The sequence below is a fragment of the Paenibacillus profundus genome, assembly GCF_021369635.1.
GTDB classification, from domain to species: Bacteria; Bacillota; Bacilli; order Paenibacillales; family Paenibacillaceae; genus Paenibacillus_B; species Paenibacillus_B profundus.
Genome location: NZ_JAJNBZ010000038.1, coordinates 1 through 21540, shown reverse-complemented (window position 1 = coordinate 21540; position 21540 = coordinate 1). Strand labels below are relative to the sequence as shown.

Below are 21540 nucleotides of genomic sequence, written 5' to 3'. Positions count from 1 at the left end.
CCTCCCTTCCTTTGTCATAAGCTGGAGATCATGTCCGGCAAAAACGTAATCGACGGTTTCCCCGTCAACGGATGGATTGCAATCTCTGTCCTAACCCCGAACACGTCGTACAGCAGATCCGGCCGCATCACTTGCTCAGGGCTTCCGGAAGCCGCCATCCGGCCTTCTTGCAGCACATAGATGCGATCGCAGTAGCAAGCTGCGATGTTCAAATCATGCAGCGCGGCGAGACAGGTCAGCTTCAACGCCTTTACCAGATCCATCATCTGCAGCTGATACCGGATATCCAGATGGTTGGTCGGTTCGTCCAAGATCAGAACGCGGGCTTGCTGCGCCAGCGCCCTCGCAATCAGCACGCGCTGTTTTTCTCCGCCGGACAAGTTGGAGAAGCTGCTGCCCGCGGCATGCAGCAAGCCGACGCGCGTCAGCGCCTGCTCCACAATCTCGTAATCCTCCATCGAATCCGCTTCGAACATTCTCTTATGCGGACTGCGTCCCATCATCACGATGTCGCGGACCGTAAAATCAAACGCGGCGGACGACTCCTGGCCGACCACCGCCAACTGTCTGGCCAATTCCTTTTGCGGCAACCGAGAGACACGTTGTCCGTTCAGCAGTATCTCGCCTGAATCGGGCTCCAGCACACGGTATATATTTTTAAGCAGCGTCGATTTCCCGCTGCCGTTCGGACCGATCAAGCCGACCATCTCGCCTTCCCGCACATCCAAGCATATCGATTCAATCAATCTTTTATCCTGAATACTGAACGACAGGCCTTTCACTTCGACGTTCATATTCCGCCTCCAAAAGAATATGAGTTCCGCCGCAAGAGCCATATAAAGAAAGGACCTCCGCATAAAGCGGTGACAATGCCGATCGGCAATTCCTCGGGCGCCAGCACAAGCCGCGCCAACACATCGGCCCATACGATGAAGATGGCCCCCAGCAATAGGCTGACCGGGAGAACGCGGCGATGATCCGAACCGACCATGAGCCGCACGATATGGGGTATCATCAAGCCGACAAAGCCGATCGCGCCGCTCACGGACACAATCGTTCCCGTCAACAGAGCGACCACAACGACCAGCCATTTGCGGAAGGCATGGAGATTGACGCCAAGTGTAAGCGCCGCCTCCTCCCCCATCAGCAAGGCGTTCAGTGCCCGGTACTGAACAAGCAAAAAGCTCGTTCCGGCAATCACGATCAAGGCCGGGAGCGTCAAATACTCCCACTTGGCCCCCGTCAGGCTTCCCATCATCCAATACATCGCCGAGCGAATACCTTCTTCGCGAGGCGCCATCGTCACGATCAAATTGGTGATGGCCGACATCATCATGGAAACCGCGATTCCCGACAATAAAAGCCGGCTCGTTGCCATCCTGCCCCCCACGCGAGCCAGAACCATAACGATGGCCATCACGGCAAGCGAACCAAGAAAGGCGGATATGGAAAGCGCATATTGGCCGAAGAAGCGGAACGCGCCGAACAGAATAACAAGCGTGGCCGCCGCAGACGCCCCCGACGACACGCCGAGTATGTACGGGTCAGCCAAGGAATTGCGCATAAGCGCTTGAATGGCGGTACCGGCAACGGACAGCCCCGCTCCGACGACGACGCCAAGCAGCACGCGCGGAAAACGAATATCCCAGATGATATGCCCCTGTCCCGTGTCCCACGTCTCCTCGATCCATCCATTGAATCCCGGCATATGGGAGAAGGCAATTTTCCAGACCGTTGCAGGCGCGATCGGCACAGGCCCCAGCATCACCGCGACTGTAATCGATAAGACGAGCCCCGCCGTCAGCGCCAATAGAATGGCCGTAAAAAAGAAGGAGCGGCGGCGGAAGTCTGCCGGTTCTTTCATCATTTCACAACCTTCAGCATTTTTATGTGTAATTATTACGTTTTAGAGAGATGGCGACTCATTTTTTTGCCGGCATTTCATTACGCTTAACGAAGTTTATCAGTTTTCACAATAATCGTGGAGAAATAGGAAAGCTTTTCATCCCCATGAAGCTGGTTCAACCCGTACGTAATCTTTTCGGAAGCCATGGATGCATCACTGACAAGCACCGCCTTCTCCAGCAATTGGTGCTGCTCCAGAAGCCGGAGCACCAGCGGCATATTACTCGCTGCCTTCATCAATACAATCGTGTCAAAGCCGGTCAGCGCCTGATGAAGCGCATCCTCCCCGGAAGTGACCGGAATGACCGCCAGTGATTCCTCATCCATAACAAGCGGCCAGCTGACACGCGAGGCCATATAGGAGAACGAGGAAATCCCCGCAATCGTCTCCGTCTCTATCTCCGCCCGCAGCAGCTCCAGCAAGTAGCTGTACGTGCTATATATCATCGGATCTCCCAGCGTAATAAATCCGGCATTCTTGCCCGACAAAACATCCGCTTTAATCTCCGCAGCGATGCGTTCCCATGCCTGCTCCTTTTCCTCCTGATTGTAAGTCATTGGAAAATGGCGCTGCTTCACCGTCAGACTCTCCGGCAAATAAGGAGAAACGATCTTCAGCGCAAGGCTGGCTCCGCCTTTTTTCGCTTCAGGCGTATAGAGCACATCCAGCTTTTCCAGAGTATGAACGGCTTTCATCGTCAATAGCTCGCTATCTCCCGGACCTGTCCCGATGCCATAAAACTTAGCCATGCGCTACCATCTCCTTCTCTATCGCCGTTCGGATATGCTCGATAAACTGGGTCTGAATGAGAGGGTTCTCGCCAAGTCCCTGCAAATAAGCGGCTGCTTCGAATCCTTGCTGCATCAATTGCGATTTCCATGAGTCCCCATCGTCCGATGCCATATCATGGATCGCATGATCCCCGGCCACAAGCATGAACGGCATCAAATGGACCTTCCGGACATTCGCTGCCTTGAGTTGTTCGATGACACCTTCCAGCGGGGGATAGCCTTCCACGGTGCCCATATAAATGGGCTCGTCGGCAAGCATATGGTCGAGACAGGCATATGCGCTGAATGCATGATGCTCCGAGCCATGTCCCATCAGCACCAGCGCTTCATCCCCGGCCAGGCTCGGCGATTGCGCTTTGACGGCTTGAATCGCTTTGCCGTAATCTTCATAGCTGTCCAGCAAAGGCTTGCTGATAAGCAATTGAGAGAATTGCTCCCGGTATGGAAGAGCCTGACATACGATTTTTTCGAACTCCTCGCCGTTAATGAGATGCAGGGATTGGATAATGACCTTGGCGTAACCGGCCGCTTTCAATTTTTCGAGCGCCTGCGCAGGCGCATCAATATGAAGGCCATCGCGCTCCGCCAGTTTTTTTCTAATTTTGTTGGATGTAAATGCTCGGAACACATCGTAATCGGGAAACGTTTCCCTGATCTTATTTTCACAAGCTTCGATGGTTTTGGCACGCGTCTCCGGATAGCTTGTTCCGAAGCTGACGACCAGTATCGCTTGTTTCATGTCGGCATAACCTCCCCGGCTTCTTCTAAAAGCAACTCAATAAGCGAATCCGGCAGCGCTGCTTCCGCCTCGCGATATACGTCCAGCCCCTTCTCGCGTATCGTCCGGCTGGTCATCGGGCCGATGGACAGCAATTTCTTTGAGCGAAGCAGCGCTTGTTCTTCCCTGCTCAACACAGAGAGCAGATGATCTACCGAAGCGGAACTGGAAAAGCAGACGATATCATACCTGTTCAAGTCAAAAGGCCGCTCCGCTTCCAATGCTTCCCGATATAGCGGCAAAGCAGCGAACTCAGCATCTCCACCCAGTTCTTCTGCCAATTGCGCCGTATGCTTAGCGCTTCCTGCCAGCAGCACCTTAGTCCCTTGTTGCCAGTTCCCGGCACAGGCTTGACGGATGATTTCCACGGAACGTCTCGCAATGAGGCTGTCAGCGGCAAGCCCATATTCACGCAGCTTCTCCTTCGTCTGCTTCCCAATCGCCGTCAGGCGGATACCGCTCAGTGTGCGGTTATCCTTCCCGTAATCCAGCAATGCCTCGATGAACAAGGATACGGCCTCCGCAGAAGTAAACAGTATTTCTTCATACTCTGGCAATGATGCCATGATCGCGTTCATTTGAGCCGGATCATGAAGTTTTTCAATCCGAATACCCGGATAAAGGGTAACCTCTCCGCCTAGCGCCGTAATTTTGGCGGCCAGCTCGCTTCTCCCGGCACGCGCGCGCGGAAGAAGAATGTGCTTCCGGAACAGCGGCGCCCGCTCGAAAAAGTTCAATTTGTCCCGCAGCTTGACCACATCGCCGACGACGATCAACCCTGGCGCCCCGATTTTTTCTTCCGCCACCTTGCCGCAAATCGTCGTTAAATCTCCGGTAACGGTCCGCTGGCGGGATCTTGATGCCCATTCGACAACGGCTGCTGCTGTGTCGGGGCGGCGTCCATGCTGGATCAAGTTCGTGCAGATCGAGGGAAGTTGGGTCATCCCCATCAGAAAAATAAGCGTGCCCTCCAGCCGGGCTAAACTTGTCCAATCGAGCGGATCGCTTCCTTCCTTCAAATGTCCGGTAATGACATGGAAGCTGGAGGCAAAATCCCGATGCGTCACCGGGATTCCGGCATAGGCCAACCCTCCGATAGCCGATGTGACGCCAGGAACGACTTCAAAGGGAATGCCTGCGGCATACAGGGCTTCACCTTCTTCCCCTCCGCGCCCAAACACATAAGGATCGCCGCTTTTTAAGCGAATGACTAATTTTTTGTTCAGCTTAGCCTGATTCACGAGAATTTGCTCGATTTCCGCTTGCGGAATCGGATGATGAGATGGCTCTTTTCCAACGTAGATCAGATCGCAGTCTTGTTTGCGCTCCTGCAGAAGCACTGGATCCACCAGGCGATCATAGACGATAACATCTGCCTGTCTTAAGAACTCCAGGGCTTTCACGGTTAACAGACCGGCTTCGCCGGGTCCGGCTCCGATAAGAACAACCTTGCCGCTCATCGATTTCCCCCCTTTATTTCACACATATTTTTCAAGTTCGTCTACTTCTGTAATGACAACCGGGTATGGCAGCGCCGGCCGCCGAATGACGACGCAAGGAATTCCGAGCTCTTGGCAAGCGGCTATTTTCTCGGCAAAGCCGCCCCTGGCCCCGCTTTCCTTCGTAATCATCACTTCCGCGCCGGTTTGTCGAAAAAGCTCTTTATTCAATGCTTGGGAAAACGGTCCTTTCATCGCGATAATCTGGTCAGCCAGCAAACCGAGCTGTTCGCAGGCGGCAATGACTTCCGCCACAGGAAGCACTCTCGCGATCACATGCTTTCCAGGGAGCTTTGCGACATACTCCGGCAAGTTTTTGCTTCCGGTCGTCAGAAAAATCCGATTGCCCAACGCCGATGCGGCGCGGCACGCTTCATCAATATCGCGAACGAGATGCAGATGGTCTGCCTGGCCGGATGACCTTTCATAGCGAACATAAGGAATATTCATGCTATCGGCTGCGTTCATTGCATTCCCGGACACTTCCACAGCGAACGGATGGGTCGCATCGATGACCAGAGAGACCGCCTTCTCGCGCATCACCCGGCACATGCCGGCTTCATCCAGCCGCTGACAGATGACATGTTCGGCATGCTGCTTCGCCAGTTGTTCGCCATATTCGGTCGCCACGGAGACGATATAATCCCGCCCGCGGGCATGCAGCCAATCGCAAATATCCAGACTATCCGAGGTCCCGCCGAAAATCAGGATCATAGAGAATAACCCCGTGGCGTGATCATTCGGCCGCCGGAAACATAGGTTTCCTTATTGCCGACGATAACCATCGTCGTCATATCCACCTCTTCATAGTCGATGTCCGCCATCGTCGTCACGATTTTTCTTTCTTCTTTGCGGCCAACATCCTTCACGATGCCGACAGGCGTTGCCGGCGATTTATAGGCCATCATCAATTCCAAGGCATGCTTCAGATGATTCGCCCTGCCTTTGCTTCTCGGATTGTAGAAGCAGACGACAAAATCAGCTTCCGCCGCCAGCTTCACCCGCTTCTCGATGACTTCCCAAGGCGTCATCAAATCACTTAAGCTGATATGGCAAAAATCATGCATCAGGGGCGCTCCCAGTCTTGCCGCCGCGCCGATGCTCGCCGTGACGCCGGCCACGATTTCGACGTCGATCGATGCTTGCTCTTTGTCCAGAATCTCGAGAATCAGGCCGGCCATGCCGTAAATCCCGGCATCTCCGCTGGACACGACCGCCACGGTTTTTCCCGTTTTCGCAATATCGACGGCTTCCTGACAGCGGTCGATTTCCTTCCGCATCCCCGTTTTGACCACTTCTTTGTCCTGAATAAGTTCTTCAATCAGCCGGATATACGTAATGTATCCCACGATCACATCCGCTTTTTGAATGGCTGCCAGCGCCTCTCCGGTCATCATCTCTCTCTCGCCTGGCCCAATTCCTACAACATAAATCATGCCTTCACCCCATTGCTCATTTTCGTTCTGTCTCCCATGGCCATTGTGATCCCGCAGGCGGCGAACCTTGGTGTCAATACCCGGCCCCCGCTGGCCAGATCGGCTGCGGATAACGCTACGTTGCCAACCTGCACGGTCTGTCTGACGAACTCGGATACCGGGTATTTGCCCGCGACTTCGCGCAACTGATCTGCCGTATACGTGATGAAGGGACAATTCAATTTTTCCGCTAATTGCTTGATGGCCGGTTCATTCTTTTTGATATCGATACTGGCAATGGCAGAAAAGGAATGCGGATCGGTATCATACTGGATGCAAAATTCAGTAAAGGCCTTCATCATGTGCTCAGGCGCAGTCTGTTTGCGGCATCCGACTCCAAGCACGCGTGTCTGCGGGACCATTTTCACCGTATATACGTTCGATTCCGGCAGACGATATCGATGTGTGACCCATACCAATGCTTCTGCCTGTTCCGGAAGCTCATGCGGATTCGTAATCGAGATGAATCCCCGCCGGTCTATCTCTACCGACACTTCCTCATATAAGCCCACTGTTTTCCCAGCAGCCAACAGACCGTTGATTCGCTTGCAGTTCTCGCGAAAGTCCGGTATCCATGCAGGCACGGACGGCACGATCATATCGAGCGCCGCCACCTTCTGAACGTCCGTTGCCGTTGTAATAACGGCTACCGCCCCCGTAAGATCCGCCAGCTTCCGGCTCAATTCATTGGCTCCTCCCACATGTCCCGACAAGAGACTGATGGCATGATGTCCTTTTTCATCCATCACTACCACCGCCGGATCATACAGCTTGTCCAAGATGACGGGAGCCAACGTCCTGATGGCAATTCCCGCAGCCATAATGCAGACAAGAGCATCATATTGCTGGAAAAGGAGACGCATCCCGGTTGCAAAATCCGGTTGAAGCGCAGCAAATCCTTCGGATTGCAGCTTTTCTGGAACAAAGCAATCTGCCGCCAGCGCCTCCTTGATCGTGGCTGCAAGCGCTTTGCCGTGTTCCGTGACCGCAATGATGGCGGTGTTCTTATCTGTACTCATGCGAGAAATCCTTGTCGTACAGCTTGGAATAATAAAATGTCTCGCCCAGAAAATCCCCTACCATAATGAGCGCCGTTTTCGTGATGCCCTGTACCTTTACTTTGTCGGCAATATCCCGCAGGGTTCCCGTTACTTGTTTTTCATCCGCCCAGGTCGCTTTATAGATAACAGCCGCCGGCGTATCTTCCGGATAACCGCCTGCCACAAGCTCCGACACCACGCTCTCGACAGCTTGAACCGACAGGAAGATAACCATCGAAGTGCGGTGCGCGGCAAAGGATCGCAGCGATTCCCTCTCCGGAACCGGCGTTCTGCCTTCCATGCGCGTAATAATTACGCTTTGGCTCACTTCCGGCACGGTATACTCGACACCGAGCTGCGAGGCGGCCCCGAGGAATGAACTTACCCCAGGCGTGCAGGTGAACTCTATATCCCGCTTTTTCATTTCCTCGATTTGTTCCCGGATCGACCCATAGATCGAAAAGTCTCCGGTCTGAAGTCGGACGACTTGCTTCCCCGCCTTGACGCCTTGTTCCATGCAATCGATAATCTCCATCAAATCCATCATAGCGCTGTTGTAGATTTCGCAGCCTTCTTTGCAGTACTCCAGCAAATCCGGGTTAACCAGCGAACCTGCATAAATGACGACATCCGCCTCTTTCAGGAGGTTGTACCCTCGCAATGTAATGAGTTCTTTATCTCCGGGCCCCGCCCCGACAAAATGCACTTTCGTCATGCTGTCCCGCTCCTCTCTTTTTGGCAAGCGATAATAAAGGTCGGATTTTGGGGCTTAAAATAATGCCCTTGTCCAAGTTCATGCCACTTCGACACTTGCAGCTGGATCACCTCGACTTCATGCCAGGGCCCTTTTTCGAGATAGGCTGCCGCTTCGAGGGCATTTTCCATCAAGATGAAATTGAGCACAAGGTGGCCACCTGGCTGCAACAAGGCATGGCTCCAATCGATGATCCCCGTTAATTCCCCCCCGCTGCCGCCGACAAAAATAGCGTCAAACACGGTATTGTCCAGCGGGACGGGAGCCTTTGCCGCCATAATCTCCACATTGTCAAGCGCCAGCTGCCGCCGGTTCTGTTCGATTAAGGTCAACGCCTCTTCGTTCCGTTCGATCGCGGTTACCGATACATGGGGAAACATCTTCGCAACCTGAAGCGCTACGCTTCCCGTGCCGGCTCCGACGTCGAGAAAACGGCGGCTTGTCTCGTCCAAAGCTAATTTGTCAATGGATACGGCGCGGACCTCCGCCTTGGTCATCGGTGTCTTGCCGCGAATAAAAGCTTCATCCCTCATCCAAAATCACCACCACATTCATATCATATTGAGCAGCAACTTGCTCCGGCTTCAATCGGTGCAACCGTTCATCGGGATAGCTGAGATTTTCTCCGATAACGAGCGTTTTGTGCAGCTTCCGCCGCAAAATTTCCTGGGCGATTTCCGCCGGTCCAAGCTTGCTGTCCGTGACCATCGCCACTTTCGGATGCGCGAGCAGAAAGTCGAAGTTAGGCTGTTTTCCGTGACTGCTCGTCATGTACAGGTCGTTCATGGCAATGCCGCAGCGGCTGCACAAATATTGGATTGAGCTGATCCCGGGAACAATCTGAAGCTGTTCCGGCGGGAACTTCTGCAACGCCCAATTTCCGATGCCATATATTAATGGGTCTCCGGAAGCGAGCAGCACGATGTCCTGACCGATCCTTTCCAGCAAAAATGCTTCCAGCTCCGAGAGCTGCGTGGGCAGAAGCTTGCGTTCGGCCGGGTTGCCCTGCGGGATTTCGCCCAGCTGCCGCTTCGAGCCGACAATCACGTCTGCCTTCTGAATGAGTAAAGCGCCCGCACCTGTCATCAGCTCCGGGCTTCCCGGGCCAATTCCGACAATATGAATCATCGCCATGCCTCCCTGATGGTTGAGATGTCGCAAGTGGAAGCCAGCATTCCCCGTTCGGTTGAAAACGTGATGACGTCGATATCCACAATCGGTTTGCTGTATTTCAAAAACTCTTCTGCCCGTTGCTTCACTTTGTTCGCAATGGTCTGAAAAACCTCGCTATACCCTTCCGCGACCATAATTTCTCCGGCGGCTTCCGTCGTGGTGCAGGCCGCAATTCGCTGGAGCAAGGGAAGAGGCGCGCCGGCAAGCGCCAGATTCGCCACCAAAATTTCTGCCCGTGCATCGGCATCTTTGCTGTGCGTTGTGAAAATACCGGCGGACACTTTAATTAATTTGCCTAAATGGCCTACCATCAGCACGTGTTCAAACGCGAGGCGCTGTGTTTCTTTGAGCATGTAGCCGACGAAATTGCTCATGGAGACCACATATTTGCCGTCAATGCCAAGCTGCTCTTCCACGAAGCGCTCCCCGTAATTCCCGGGAACCAGAATCACTTTCCGGAAACCCTGCGCTTTTTTCATTTCGAGTTCGATGGACAGCGACTGCTTCCACCCCTCCTCGGACATCGGAGTTACGATTCCGGTCGTTCCCAAAATGGAAATCCCGCCGATAATCCCCAGGCGGCTGTTCATGGTGCGCTCCGCGCGCTCTTCGCCTTCCGGCGCGAAAATGATGATATCCGCCCCTCGATCGGGGCCGATCTCTTCCCGCACGGCCGCAGTAATCATTCGGCGCGGCACCGGATTGATGGCCGCTTCCCCGACCGGGACCGCAATGCCCTTTTGCGTCACGCGCCCGACGCCTTGCCCGCCGTCGATTCTGATGTCCCCGTTCGCATTCAAGGTGACCTGCGCAAAAATCCACATTCCATGCGTCGCATCGATATCATCGCCGCCGTCTTTTTGAACGGCGGCCGTTGCCGTATGCCGATCGAATTGCTGCTTGTCCACCGGAAGCTGCAAGCATGTTCCGTTCGGCGTGATTATCGTAACTTCGGCTATTTTCTCCTGCTTGATGATCATGGCCGCAGCCGCTTTGGCCGCCGCAGCCGCGCAAGTGCCTGTCGTATAGCCTTTGCGCAATTTTTTCCCCTCATAATACACATAGTCTGCCATCGGGCCACCTCTTCTTACATCGCGTACAGCACGGCGTTCATGATGGCTGCAGCCAGATTGCTTCCGCCCTTCCGCCCGCGGGCAACAACCGCCGGAATGTCACTTTCATAGAGCGCTTCTTTCGATTCGGCCGCTCCGACAAATCCAACCGGCACACCGACGACGGCTTCTACATCCAATTCGCCGGCAGCCTCCATCTCTAAAATTTGATAGACGGCGGTAGGCGCATTGCCGATGACAAACAATTTCCGCCCTGCCTCTCTGGCAGCAAGCTGAATCCCGGCCATGGAGCGAGTGATGCCTTGCTGTTGGGCAACTTCCGCCGTTTCCGGCTCATTGACGTAGCAGCGGTAGCGGCAGCCGTATTGCTCCAGCAGCTTTTTATTCATGCCGCTCAGGGCCATATTCGTATCGGTAAAAATGATGCCGCCCTGCCGGATCGTTTCGCGTATTTTCGTCAAGGCATCATGCGTGAACACGAGATTATCCAAATAATCAAAATCCGCCGTCGTATGAATCGCCCGTTTCATGACCAGCTCCTCTTCACGATTGCGGAACGCATATTCAGGTCTTGTTTCCGTAATGATATCCTGTATGATTTCAAAGCTTTTTTCTTCAATCTTCTTAGGATTTTTGATGTAATCCATCTTTCCCTCTCCTGTCCCGAGTTAACTTACAACCTCTAAAAAGGGAACAAAAAAACACGAAACCTAAAGGTCTCGTGTCCATACGAAGAAAAAGCAGTATCCAAGTATGTTATGAAATGAACACACTTGTGCCTGGGTTCTCTGCTATAGACAACTGTTCCCTTAGAAGTTGCTGCAAGGCTGAACAGAGGAGGTCTCCTGACTTGGCATCATTCTACTTTCCCGCCTTCCCGGAAATGGTTCCAGTGACATCAATGGGATTTCGTCCGCTTCACAGTAGCTAGGGCCTGTAGAGGAATCGCACCTCTTTCCCTGATCTCCGCTCAGTTTTCTATTCAATTTTTATCAGGTTGAATTTTCTGTAATTGAATTGCGTGAATCTCTATGATGAATCATAGCTTGATTGATATAGCGCCGCCTGTGACGGAACTCATTGCACGTCGATTTGCCGGACAATAAAAAGAGCGTTTCAAGCCTGCTGACGGGCTAAAACGCTCTTTTTGATTTCTTTGTGATATGAATGTCCAACCCTCGTTACATCATTAAACTCAATGTTTTCGCCTGCGCATCCAGATTACCCGCTGCTTTACCGATTTCGGCAAATTCCTCAGTGGCTTGCCTAATTTGATGCTGACATTCGACGATTGCGTCCCGGGAGCTCTTCGTCCCCCCGCCGACATGTCCTACCTTATCGGCGATTCCCTCGATGGCGGCTTGGACTTCCTTGGCCGCCTCTTGGACATGCTCCGCCAGCTTCCGTACCTCGGCGGCAACCACCTGAAACCCTAGGCCATGCTCCCCGGCATGGGCCGCCTCAATCGCCGCGTTCAGGCCCAGCAGGTGGGTTTGTGAGGCAAAATCCTGGATCATCTGAACAATTCCTTTGATGGACTTGTATTCATCTTCCAATTGCCGCAGGAGGGTTAAGTTTTCTTCACTGTCAGTCACCGCGCGCTGAATGGCTGCCGCAACCTGCTGGTTGCGCTCCACGCCTTCTTCCGTCCGCTTCAGCAACTCTTCCGCCATCAGCCGCAGCTCGTCCTTCATTCGGGAGGCGGCGTTTTCCCTTGGCGTGATGTCGGTCGCCACCTTCAAGACAGCCACTGTGTGGCCGGTATCATCCAGAACCGGCATATACGTTGCTTCAAGCCACACCAGGTCCCCATTTTTCGCTACCCGGGCGATTTTCTGTTGAAATTTTATACCGTTCCGCAAATTCTCCCAAAACGTATCATACTCCGAACTGCCGACAAACTGTTGCGTGCAAAACATCCGATGGTGCTTGCCGACAAGTTCTGACGCCGTATACCCCATCGTCTGAGCAAACAGATTGTTCGCCCAAAGAACTTCACCCTGGATGTTAAACTCGATCATGGCGAGCGACTGCTCCAATGCGGCCAGCACCGCTTTCTCCTCCAGCACTTGTGTACTTTTCTGCCTCATGCCACTATTCATTCATGCGCATCTCCCTTTTTTCATGCCATTGCAGCAGGCGTGCCATCCATACCTGCTTGCCCCCGATTCGATTACGACCTCTATAGCCCTGCCCATGAGATGGCGCAACCGCTGGCTGATGGCTAAGCCTCAGTCCGGCACCTCGATCTTTGCACATTGTTGAATGATCAGCTTGTGTCATGTGGACATACTGCGAATAAGATCTACCAATTTTTATGTAAATAATCCTCTATCTTTATGAATTGGTATTACTTTCATCCCATTTTCTAAGCTGATGTTCAATATGCTTCAGGACTTTTTTATTTATAACATAGATATCAACCATTTTTGAAACGAAAAATCCTCGCCTGCATGGCAGACGAAGATTTTACCCATCTGTTCCTTACCGATTATAATCAGGTATAACCGATGAACACAATACGGTACATCACCGCCACGATATGTCATACCGCTTCCTGTTGTCCAGCAAAAAACTCTTTGTTGAGTTACTTCGCTCCTTTGTTCAAAAAGAGTGGGTAGAGCGCATAGATGAAACGAACGTACAGGAAATCCCTCATTGTTTCGTTCTTCAAGACTTCAAGCGTAATGAAGCCGATTTGCTGTACCGGGTGAAGCTGAATGGACAAGATGTTGTGTTTTATTTATTGCTGGAAATACAGTCCAAAGTGGACTTCCTCATGCCTTACCGCCTGCTGCTTTATCAGGTACAGATCTGGCGGTATCTTATGAAAGAACAGGAAAAAAAGAAGGGCAAGCCTAAAAACATTCCGCTGCCTCCCATTGTGCCGATTGTGTTGTACAATGGGAAGAGACGCTGGACCGTCAGTCGCCAATTTCGCCAATTGTTAGCCAATGAGACGATGTTCGGTTCGGAACTCCTGAATTTTGAATATGTCCTCATTGATGTTGCTCGATATACAGAAGAAGAGTTGTTGTCTCCTTCGAATACCATCGGTTCTGCCTTTTTGCTTGTTCAGACGGCTGATCAGGCGGAACTACTGAATCGGCTTGGCAAGCTGATGCATACCATACAGCAATTGCCTGAGGACAGCCAGCAGCAATTGATCGCCAGAGTCACGGGCTTTCCACTAGATATTATCACAAAGTTGAGCAACGAATCCCATTGATTCATATTCCGGCCGTTTCAATTTGAAACGGCTGTTTTTTTGTTCCCATAGCACCGGAGCACACCTTTCGAACTTAAAAATCAGACTCCTGGTCACCTACGTTCGCACAAATGTTTACTTTGAAAGATGGCGCCGACACATTACAATATTATGGTAAGGGAGAGGAGAGATGTAATGATAGCCCAACAACAGGCGGCAATGCAATCCATGATAGAATGGCTGGCTGATGAACATGAACTCGGTCGGAAACCTAGCAAGATTGAGATCGCAGGGGAATTTGATCTGCACAACATGCACTACTACATATTCAAGTATAAGAAGATAATGCTCGGAAAATGGCTCCTCGGCGTCTGCGGCGGCTATGAAACTCCGTCTGACACGGAGCATTGCGGCCATGTGTTCAGTGAGATGCAGCCCTATGATCCAGCTACTGCGGAGCAGGAAGCGATTGCGACGGTCGAAATGATCCGCGAGTATTGGATGAAGCAAGCGGCCGCTTTGGAGGCGGAACAAGCGCAAAATGATGCTGCAGAGCCTGAAAAGGAATCATCTGGCATTTTTAACGGTTTCGTTCTGCTGAACTCTTCGGAGTGCGATCTTGATCAGATCAAGGCGAACCTGCTCCAGGACTGGAACATCTCCTATACGGACTATCCGTATGAGGAGAACGGGCTGTACTTTGCGCAAGCGCGGTATTATAAGGCGGAGATTGGGCGGTTTATAAATGAGGATGCGTATGAGGGAGAAATCATTCGAGTACTACCTGCTCTCTTTAACTGACAGTAAAAAGTGTTCTTGTTTCATGTTGTTTTTCAATAAATTTAAGACCTTGAGGGCGGCAATCCTTTACCCCCACCCAGTGACGAATGAATCGAGCGGCTAAGTCAAATTTTCCGCTTCCCTTGCTCGTACCGTAATATGTTCAAAATTGCCCAGACCAAAGCCGATGAGAAGTAACAAGCTAAATAACTATAGCTTGTTACAATCCATTCGCTTATTGTTCTCCCCATTTATTATGAAATATTAGATTTTCAAGAGATTTTCGTTTTTCCCACTTCACTTGTTCTAAAATGGGAGCAGAAGGGTAGTCGTCCGTATATCCAATGGAAATTAAAGCAACAGGGTCAATGTGCGGAGGTATTTGCAAAATATCTCGAACATCATTTTTTTTGTAAAAACTTACCCATCCCATGGCTAAACCTTCTACACACGCCGCTAACCACATATTTTGGATTGCACATGCTGTAGAAAGAATATCCGTCTCCGGAATCGAATTTCGTCCTAGTACATGCGAGCCCCCGCTTGTTGGATCACAGGTGACACAGATCGTTAAGGGCGCCTCTTTAATTCCTGCAATTTTTAAACTTAAAAATTGGGTAGCGCGCTCTTCTTCGTAATGAATCGCCAAAGCTCGTCTTTCTTTTTCTGTCGCCCAAGCTAATCTCTCTTTGACTTCCATAGAATCCACTATAATGAAATTCCATGGCTGCATAAATCCTACAGAGGGTGCATGGTGTGCCGCTTGTAAAATTCGGTCGATAATCTCTTTAGGTACAGGATTCGGAAGAAAATTCCGAATGTCTCTTCTTTTATGAATGACATTATAAACTGCTTCTTTTTCGATCTCATTAAACATGTGATGCGCCTCTTTCATTCTGTATCGTATCTCCATCATCCATTGTAGCTATTCTTTGATAATGTGGATAATGTGGATTTTTTCTTTCTCTACGTTGTTTTGAAATCGGTATCATCTCGAATTATCTACTCCTCGATCCGTTCACCCTTTAAGGATATCATAGATTCCACATATTCGACAAATCAGATCAATTTTCTACTTATTTTTCATTCTACGTTTGAGTCGAGCGAAGATTCGCCGTTGTGTTCGACCAAATCGATTTCTAGCGCCCCGGACGTGTTTCATTCCAATCGCAGGCAATCATGGGCGGTTGTGCGCGAAGTTAGACAACTGGCTATCGCTTGATGACCGTCGGTCTGGCCTTCGGAGAACGAAGGGCAGGTAACCTGGGGATGAATCACTTCACATCGTGTTTTCATGGACATTTTCATCACACTTCCCTTCGGTAACATTTCGATGTAAATGAACCGGTACTTCTTTTAGTAACATTTTAACTGTGTAATCGCGCCCTCTGTTGTTCTTCTGTGATAATGTCACCCTATAACTGTTCTGAGATAATGTCACTATGGGACAGGAGATAATGACATTGACGAAAGCAGAAATGAAGAAGGTACTCGTTGTGGAGAAAATCATAGATGGGCGGATGACCAATAGGGAGGGAGCGGCAGCGCTTGGTTTATCAGAACGCCAAGTCATTCGATTAAAGAAGAAATACCAATCCGGAAAAGGGGCACAAGTACTCATACACAAGAATCGGGGGAAACGGCCACGCCCTACCCAATGAAGTGAAGGAACGAGTCATTGAGCTGTACACAGCCAAGTATCACGGGAGCACTTGCTGTCACTTCGCAGAGCTTCTTGAGGAGCATGAATCGCTGACACTGAGTGCCTCCAGCGTAAGGCGCATCCTTCTAACTAGCGGGCTTAAGCAGGCCAAGCAACGGCGCGCAGTAAAGCCCATCCGCCACGCGAACGCAAACCGCAAGCCGGCATGCTGTGGCAGATTGACGCAACTCCTTATGCATGGTTGGAGGATCGGGCTCCGTCCTTTACGCTGCATGCTGCGATTGACGATGCAACAGGTACGGTTGTCGGTGCCGTCTTCGTCCGAACGAATGCCGGGAGGCCTATTCCCTTGTCATGCAGCAAGGGATAGAAAAATACGGGATTCCCCTTGGGCTTTACAGTGATCGGCATACGATTTTCCGGTCGCCTAACGAAAAGCTGACGCTCGAGCAAGAGCTCGCTGGGGAGACCAAACCGCTCTCCCACTTCGGCAAAGCGATGGCTGACTTGCATATTGAGCACATAAAGGCAATTACACCGCAAGCCAAGGGACGGGTGGAACGTCTCTGGCAAACGTTTCAGGATCGCTTGGTGATCGAACTGCGGCTTCTTGGCATCAAGACGCTGGAAGAGGCGAACGCGGCTCTGCCTAGCCTATTGCAGAAGCACAATCACAAATTTGCCATAGAGCCTAAAATGACCGTTTCGGCTTACCTGAAGCTTGAGCCGTCTATCGATTTAAATCATGTGTTCACGCTTCGCAATTATCGGCAACTCGGGACCGGAAACACCCTCTCGTACAACGGAAAGTGCTATACCCTTGCCCAGCCTGCTTCCCTTCGTCTAGATGCAAAAATGACGGTTGAAGTGCGGGAGACGTTAACAGGGGACGTATTATTGTGGCACCAAGGCCAGCCCTGGGCACTGAATGAAACTCAGAAGCCACAGCGCAGGACGTCTGGATCAAAAAAGGCGAGTTCTGCGTCGCCACGCAAACCCGCCCAGAATCATCCGTGGAAAACCACGTATGATACATACTAAAACCAAAACTAAGCGTACCACAAATAACAGTGCATTCCAAGATGCAATGTACTCACAACATAATAGCTATGCAGAGGTCACCTGATAAGGCTGACCTCTGATCACACAAATGACATTTTCATAGCACAGTTAAAGTGACATTTTCACAGACGATTGACAGTGGATTTCAATCCACGCATCCGTGTAGGATGCGACTAATAATCGTGGTGGTTATCGTGATGGGGCAGGAAGATTTCAATCCACGCATCCGTGTAGGATGCGACTTCCAACAACCAGAGAAGACATCGAGAGAAAGTTATTTCAATCCACGCATCCGTGTAGGATGCGACAGCGAAAAATAGCACAAGATATAACAAAACAATCATTTCTTACTAAAAAAACTTCATAGGAAATGGGAAAACTAGATTGAAATAAGTTTCAACAAATCCATTTTCACCAATTTTTTTGGATAATATTTCTAGAAAATTGGTGCGAATCCCCCCCGGGATTTCATGTGAGCTTCACATTCGCACCTGGCCGTTTTCAGCATTTTTATTCCATTTTTTTATACTCCCTCGTTTGCACCAAGTGCGTCTTCATGTCTTTCTCAGTATATCACAAGCAAATATTTTTAAGTTATCTGGCCTCACAAAAATCCAAATCAGGAAGCTGACTTTCACAAATAGGAGTAAATGATAGAAAGGAGAGGAACGGGACTGCCCCTAATCTCTCCGACCGTTTCCCGCATCTCCGAAGATATTACACACAAACCGTAGCTGCCCCCTACGAAGCCAAGAACGACGCCATAATCTCCTCCATATCGAACGGAGTGATCCCGCGCTGAAGGGCAAATACCGTCTGCGCCTCCTCTTCCCGTTCTACAAGCTGTCCGCGCGCTAGCGCATGCAGTCGAAATAAATCATACAGACTGGGCTTGGCTGTCGTTGTCATCGCTTTGCCCATGGCGACAACTCCAGTCTGATGTCCTTCCACATTGTTATAGAAATTCGGATTACGGGTCAAAGCAAGATCGCACCAAATCACGGTGCGCTCCGCCAAATCCAGTATAGCTGGAATGGCTATCTGCGTGTTGGCCGTCAAGTCAATGCGATCTACTACGGTTGCAGGATCGAACACTTCCCCTGAATTCGGATGCTGACGCATCATCCAGCCAGCGAAGCATTCCGGCAAATCGCTATACACTTGTCCCGTGAACGAATGCAGCGAGGCAACAATATATCGTCCGCCGTACTTGATGACAGAGGGGATATCGATGTCGATGAATTCGCATGCGCCATGCGGTGCAGCTACGATATCGCCGCTATGCGCCGCCTTGTAGCGCGCAGAGCGCAAGTTCGTATACGAGATATGCTCCTTGTAATTCCAGACGTCATCGTACAAGCCGGCAGAGAGATCAATATCGGTACGGCCTGTCGGCTTTCCGTCTGCCACTCCTTCTTTCCACCACAGGAAAAAACGAATCGTATCCCCTTCCGGCATGGCTAGCTTGCTGCCGCGCACGAGCGTACGCAGGGCCTTGCTTGCGGAACGCTGGGAGAAGGGCACCATATAGTTCTGTAATTGGGCATCTAGATAGACATTCCCGAGACCAGGCAACTTGGCGAAGCGGGCGAGCAGCGTCTGCTCACAAATCTCCACTACAGCAGCGCATGCATCCGACGCAATGGGAGGCCGCGTATCTGGCAAGGAGAACGCTTTGGCCACATTGCCTTTCGGGAAAAACAGCCGCAGTTCATTGGAAGACTGGCGATACTTGAAATGCGTCATCACCTGCAGCAAGACCGCTGTCGCCACCCGATCCGCTACCGATTCAAAAAACGATGCAATCCAGGACGCCTCCGCTCCTTCCAGGCGCAGCAAATGATCCAATCGCCGGGCAAATTCACCCGGCCGCTCCAATAGCTGCTCCACGGCCTGATCGGTATCGAAATAGCGCAGCGCCTCCTCGACACGATGACCGAATGTCGCATAGGGCCGGTTGTTGCGCAGCACATCGAACGCTTCCTGGCTTAGCGGATAACGGCTCTTGTATTCCGAAGGATGCAAAATCTCGCCAAGACGCACCCATCGGTCGCGATAACGCAGCATATCTTCGATTGGATTCGGGCATTGCTCCAGCAAGCCAAGCAGCAACCGCCGCTCTGCACGTGTAAACTTGCGAAATGGCGTATTCGCCGCCAGGCTGACATCGCCATCCGACCAGGCAACCGCTAGACGCAGCACATCTGTCGCGGTCTTCACATAGCGTTGAATGCGAGTCACGTCCGCTTTGCCGCTACGCAGCAATGTAGCAACGATAAAACCAGCCTGCTCCTTATGCCGGATCGCATCCGGCAATAAAGCGTCAATGTCATGGTCATGCTCAATGACCCAAGCCAGATCCTTTTTGTCCGTGTCCGAGATGGAAGTATTAGCTTCCATCAGCTGACGCATTAACTGGAAGAAGCCCTCCTCGCTGCCGAGTTCGATCATGTCCAGATTCACCTTACTCTGCAATATCTCCCGATCGATCGGCTCCATCTCCGGCACTTCATTCGTCACATAATGAAACCATGCATTCAAATATAACTCGGCATCGCTGGTTTCCATGACTTGCTGCGGGAAATTCGGATACATCGGCCGATATGGAACATGTGCGCCAACAAGCTTTTTCAAGCTATGGATCAATGCTTTGTACCACCTGATAAACGAAACCTCCGATAGTGTGCGAAGAGCCGCAAGCAGTGCTGGAGAGCAGGTGAAGCCGAGTGCTGCTATATTTTTCATTGCCGTCGCCAAATGAGCGTCCGGAAGCTTTGATTCTTCCGGGACCACGATTACTTTTCGGCTTCTGCGCAAATAAATGTCGTTCTGCATAATGGCATACCCCTTTTCATTGAACTGCATCGCCAGGAAAGCCGCCCCTCTAATAACCCAAGTTGTTGTAGAAGGAAGAAAGACGATAGCCTGGCGACTGCAGTCTGCTATCTTCCGGAAAGCTGCTACCCTAAAACCATGGTAAGGGACGTAGAAGGAAGGTTAGCAATAGCCGGAAGATGGGAGCGCCGCTCAAGCCAATGCCCGCTCGGCCTCTTGGTTACTATCTTCGCATCTTTAACACCACACGAACAGGGCGCAAGTATGGCGAACTTGGCAAAATGATGCATGTATACGTTTTTCCTTTGTTTGCCAGGGGCACTCCGCAACTGCTATACTTATAGGCACATTGAACAAAGGAGTGAAGGGGAATGACGGAGAAGACGCGCATCGGCAAGACGGACTTATGGGTGAATCCGATTGGGCTTGGCGCCAACGCGGTCGGGGGACATAACATTCACCCGAACTTGAACGATGAGACAGGCAAGGAGGTCGTCCGTACGGCCTTCGATCAGGGCATCGACTTTCTGGACACGGCGTTCATCTACGGGCCGGAGCACTCCGAGAAGCTTATCGGTGAAGTGATCAAGGAGAGGAGCAACCGATCGGACATCGTGATCGCCACCAAAGGGGCGCACAAGTTCGTGGACGGCAAAGTGGAGCTCGACAACTCTCCCTCCTTCCTGACGGCCGCCGTCGAGAGCAGCCTGCGGCGTATGCAGACCGACTACATTGACTTGTTCTACATTCACTTTCCAGACGAACGGACTCCGAAGGACGAGGCCGTGGGCGCGCTGAAGAAGCTGAAGGACGAGGGGAAAATTCGGGCGATCGGCGTATCCAACTTCACCATCGAGCAATTGCGGGAAGCGAACAAGGACGGCTACGTCGACGTCATCCAGGACGAATACAACTTGATCCAACGCGACAAAGAGCGTGATATTCTTCCTTATGCGGCGGAGAACAGCATTTCGTTCATCCCTTACTTCCCTCTGGCGTCAGGTTTGCTGGGCGGCAAGTATACGAAGGATTCGCAGTTCTCGGACGGACGCGCCCGCAACCCGATGTTCCAGGGCGAGACGTTCGCCGCGAATCTGGAGAAGGTGGAGCAAGTCCGGCACATAGCGGAAGCGAAGCAGGCCGAAGTGGCGCATGTCGTGCTGGCCTGGTATTTGACCCGGGACGCCATCGACGTCCTCATCCCGGGCGCCAAGCGGCCGGAGCAGGTGCTGAACAACCTGAAGACCTTGTCCGTCCGGCTGACTCCGGAGGAAATCGAGCGGATTGATCAGATTTTCCAAGCGTAATTGCTTATTTCACTCTGAAGCCATCTCTAGGGGGATGGCTTCTTTTGCGTGAGCCTCCCACCCTAAACTCCATAAATCACATCTTGATACTCGGATATAAAATCATGTAAAATAATTGTACTCAACAAAAGAAGCATTTATATGAGCATTTTGCATAATTCCAAATCTGGGTGAAGTGCAGAGAGAAGTGCTCAAC

18 protein-coding genes, 2 pseudogenes and 1 riboswitch are annotated in these 21540 nt (G+C 51.4%); of the genes and pseudogenes, 4 read left to right on the top strand and 16 right to left on the bottom strand.

Features of this window, described 5'->3' with window-relative positions:
* Window positions 1-14: 14 nt before the first annotated feature.
* The 14 genes from LQV63_RS26970 to LQV63_RS31870 form a co-directional block, all read right to left on the bottom strand.
* Complete coding sequence (locus LQV63_RS26970; RefSeq protein WP_233699000.1) at window positions 15-794, bottom strand: ABC transporter ATP-binding protein; 780 nt, start codon at window positions 792-794, stop codon at window positions 15-17.
* The gene (locus tag LQV63_RS26965; protein ID WP_233698999.1) at window positions 791-1867 is read right to left on the bottom strand and encodes a FecCD family ABC transporter permease; all 1077 of its coding nucleotides are present in this window, start codon (window positions 1865-1867) and stop codon (window positions 791-793) included. Before LQV63_RS26965 ends, LQV63_RS26970 begins: the two co-directional genes overlap by 4 nt.
* Before the next feature lie 83 nt (window positions 1868-1950).
* Window positions 1951-2655 (bottom strand): cobalt-factor II C(20)-methyltransferase, encoded by a 705-nt coding sequence (locus tag LQV63_RS26960; RefSeq protein WP_019419683.1) that lies wholly within the window; start codon window positions 2653-2655, stop codon window positions 1951-1953.
* Entirely contained in the window at window positions 2648-3436 is a 789-nt protein-coding gene (locus LQV63_RS26955; protein ID WP_233698998.1) for a sirohydrochlorin cobaltochelatase, read from the bottom strand. The genes LQV63_RS26960 and LQV63_RS26955 overlap by 8 nt, the downstream gene beginning before the upstream one ends.
* A complete protein-coding gene (cobA, locus tag LQV63_RS26950; RefSeq protein ID WP_233698997.1) occupies window positions 3433-4935 on the bottom strand; it encodes a uroporphyrinogen-III C-methyltransferase in 1503 nt (500 codons plus the stop codon). The genes LQV63_RS26955 and cobA overlap by 4 nt, the downstream gene beginning before the upstream one ends.
* Window positions 4936-4953: 18 nt before the next feature.
* A complete protein-coding gene (gene cobK / locus LQV63_RS26945) occupies window positions 4954-5688 on the bottom strand; it encodes a precorrin-6A reductase (protein ID WP_233698996.1) in 735 nt (244 codons plus the stop codon).
* Entirely contained in the window at window positions 5685-6410 is a 726-nt protein-coding gene (gene cobJ, locus LQV63_RS26940; protein ID WP_233698995.1) for a precorrin-3B C(17)-methyltransferase, read from the bottom strand. Before cobJ ends, cobK begins: the two co-directional genes overlap by 4 nt.
* Complete coding sequence (locus LQV63_RS26935; protein ID WP_233698994.1) at window positions 6407-7468, bottom strand: cobalt-precorrin 5A hydrolase; 1062 nt, start codon at window positions 7466-7468, stop codon at window positions 6407-6409. Before LQV63_RS26935 ends, cobJ begins: the two co-directional genes overlap by 4 nt.
* A complete protein-coding gene (locus LQV63_RS26930) occupies window positions 7455-8204 on the bottom strand; it encodes a cobalt-precorrin-4 methyltransferase (protein WP_233698993.1) in 750 nt (249 codons plus the stop codon). The genes LQV63_RS26935 and LQV63_RS26930 overlap by 14 nt, the downstream gene beginning before the upstream one ends.
* Window positions 8201-8776, bottom strand: coding sequence for a decarboxylating cobalt-precorrin-6B (C(15))-methyltransferase (locus tag LQV63_RS26925; protein ID WP_233698992.1), 576 nt, complete (start codon window positions 8774-8776; stop codon window positions 8201-8203). The genes LQV63_RS26930 and LQV63_RS26925 overlap by 4 nt, the downstream gene beginning before the upstream one ends.
* On the bottom strand, window positions 8766-9371 hold the full coding sequence (locus LQV63_RS26920; protein ID WP_233698991.1) for a cobalt-precorrin-7 (C(5))-methyltransferase: 606 nt from the start codon (window positions 9369-9371) through the stop codon (window positions 8766-8768). Before LQV63_RS26920 ends, LQV63_RS26925 begins: the two co-directional genes overlap by 11 nt.
* Window positions 9368-10489 carry a cobalt-precorrin-5B (C(1))-methyltransferase CbiD gene (gene cbiD / locus LQV63_RS26915; RefSeq protein WP_233698990.1) on the bottom strand — a complete coding sequence of 374 codons (1122 nt, stop codon included), beginning with the start codon at window positions 10487-10489 and terminating at the stop codon, window positions 9368-9370. The genes LQV63_RS26920 and cbiD overlap by 4 nt, the downstream gene beginning before the upstream one ends.
* A gap of 14 nt (window positions 10490-10503) precedes the next feature.
* Window positions 10504-11136 carry a cobalt-precorrin-8 methylmutase gene (locus tag LQV63_RS26910; RefSeq protein ID WP_233698989.1) on the bottom strand — a complete coding sequence of 211 codons (633 nt, stop codon included), beginning with the start codon at window positions 11134-11136 and terminating at the stop codon, window positions 10504-10506.
* A 174-nt stretch (window positions 11137-11310) separates the two neighbouring features.
* Window positions 11311-11482, bottom strand: a riboswitch (cobalamin riboswitch).
* Between the two features lie 188 nt (window positions 11483-11670).
* A complete protein-coding gene (locus LQV63_RS31870; protein ID WP_233698988.1) occupies window positions 11671-12591 on the bottom strand; it encodes a methyl-accepting chemotaxis protein in 921 nt (306 codons plus the stop codon).
* 440 nt (window positions 12592-13031) lie between these two features.
* On the opposite strand from LQV63_RS31870, the gene LQV63_RS26900 reads away from it, so the two are divergent.
* Both LQV63_RS26900 and LQV63_RS26895 read left to right on the top strand, forming a co-directional pair.
* A complete protein-coding gene (locus LQV63_RS26900; protein ID WP_267934214.1) occupies window positions 13032-13718 on the top strand; it encodes an Rpn family recombination-promoting nuclease/putative transposase in 687 nt (228 codons plus the stop codon).
* A gap of 174 nt (window positions 13719-13892) precedes the next feature.
* Window positions 13893-14360, top strand: a pseudogene (locus LQV63_RS26895) (DUF4261 domain-containing protein); the annotation flags it as partial.
* Window positions 14361-14712: 352 nt separating this feature from the next.
* Here the strand turns inward: LQV63_RS26895 and bluB are convergent.
* The gene (bluB, locus tag LQV63_RS26890; RefSeq protein WP_019418913.1) at window positions 14713-15354 is read right to left on the bottom strand and encodes a 5,6-dimethylbenzimidazole synthase; all 642 of its coding nucleotides are present in this window, start codon (window positions 15352-15354) and stop codon (window positions 14713-14715) included.
* 586 nt (window positions 15355-15940) lie between these two features.
* On the opposite strand from bluB, the pseudogene LQV63_RS32370 reads away from it, so the two are divergent.
* Window positions 15941-17181, top strand: a pseudogene (locus LQV63_RS32370) (ISNCY family transposase).
* A gap of 762 nt (window positions 17182-17943) precedes the next feature.
* Here the strand turns inward: LQV63_RS32370 and LQV63_RS26875 are convergent.
* Window positions 17944-20067, bottom strand: coding sequence for a TerD family protein (locus tag LQV63_RS26875; RefSeq protein WP_233698984.1), 2124 nt, complete (start codon window positions 20065-20067; stop codon window positions 17944-17946).
* A gap of 341 nt (window positions 20068-20408) precedes the next feature.
* Here LQV63_RS26875 and LQV63_RS26870 point away from each other — a divergent pair, with 341 nt between their 5' ends.
* Window positions 20409-21344, top strand: coding sequence for an aldo/keto reductase (locus tag LQV63_RS26870; protein WP_233698983.1), 936 nt, complete (start codon window positions 20409-20411; stop codon window positions 21342-21344).
* Window positions 21345-21540: the final 196 nt, after the last annotated feature.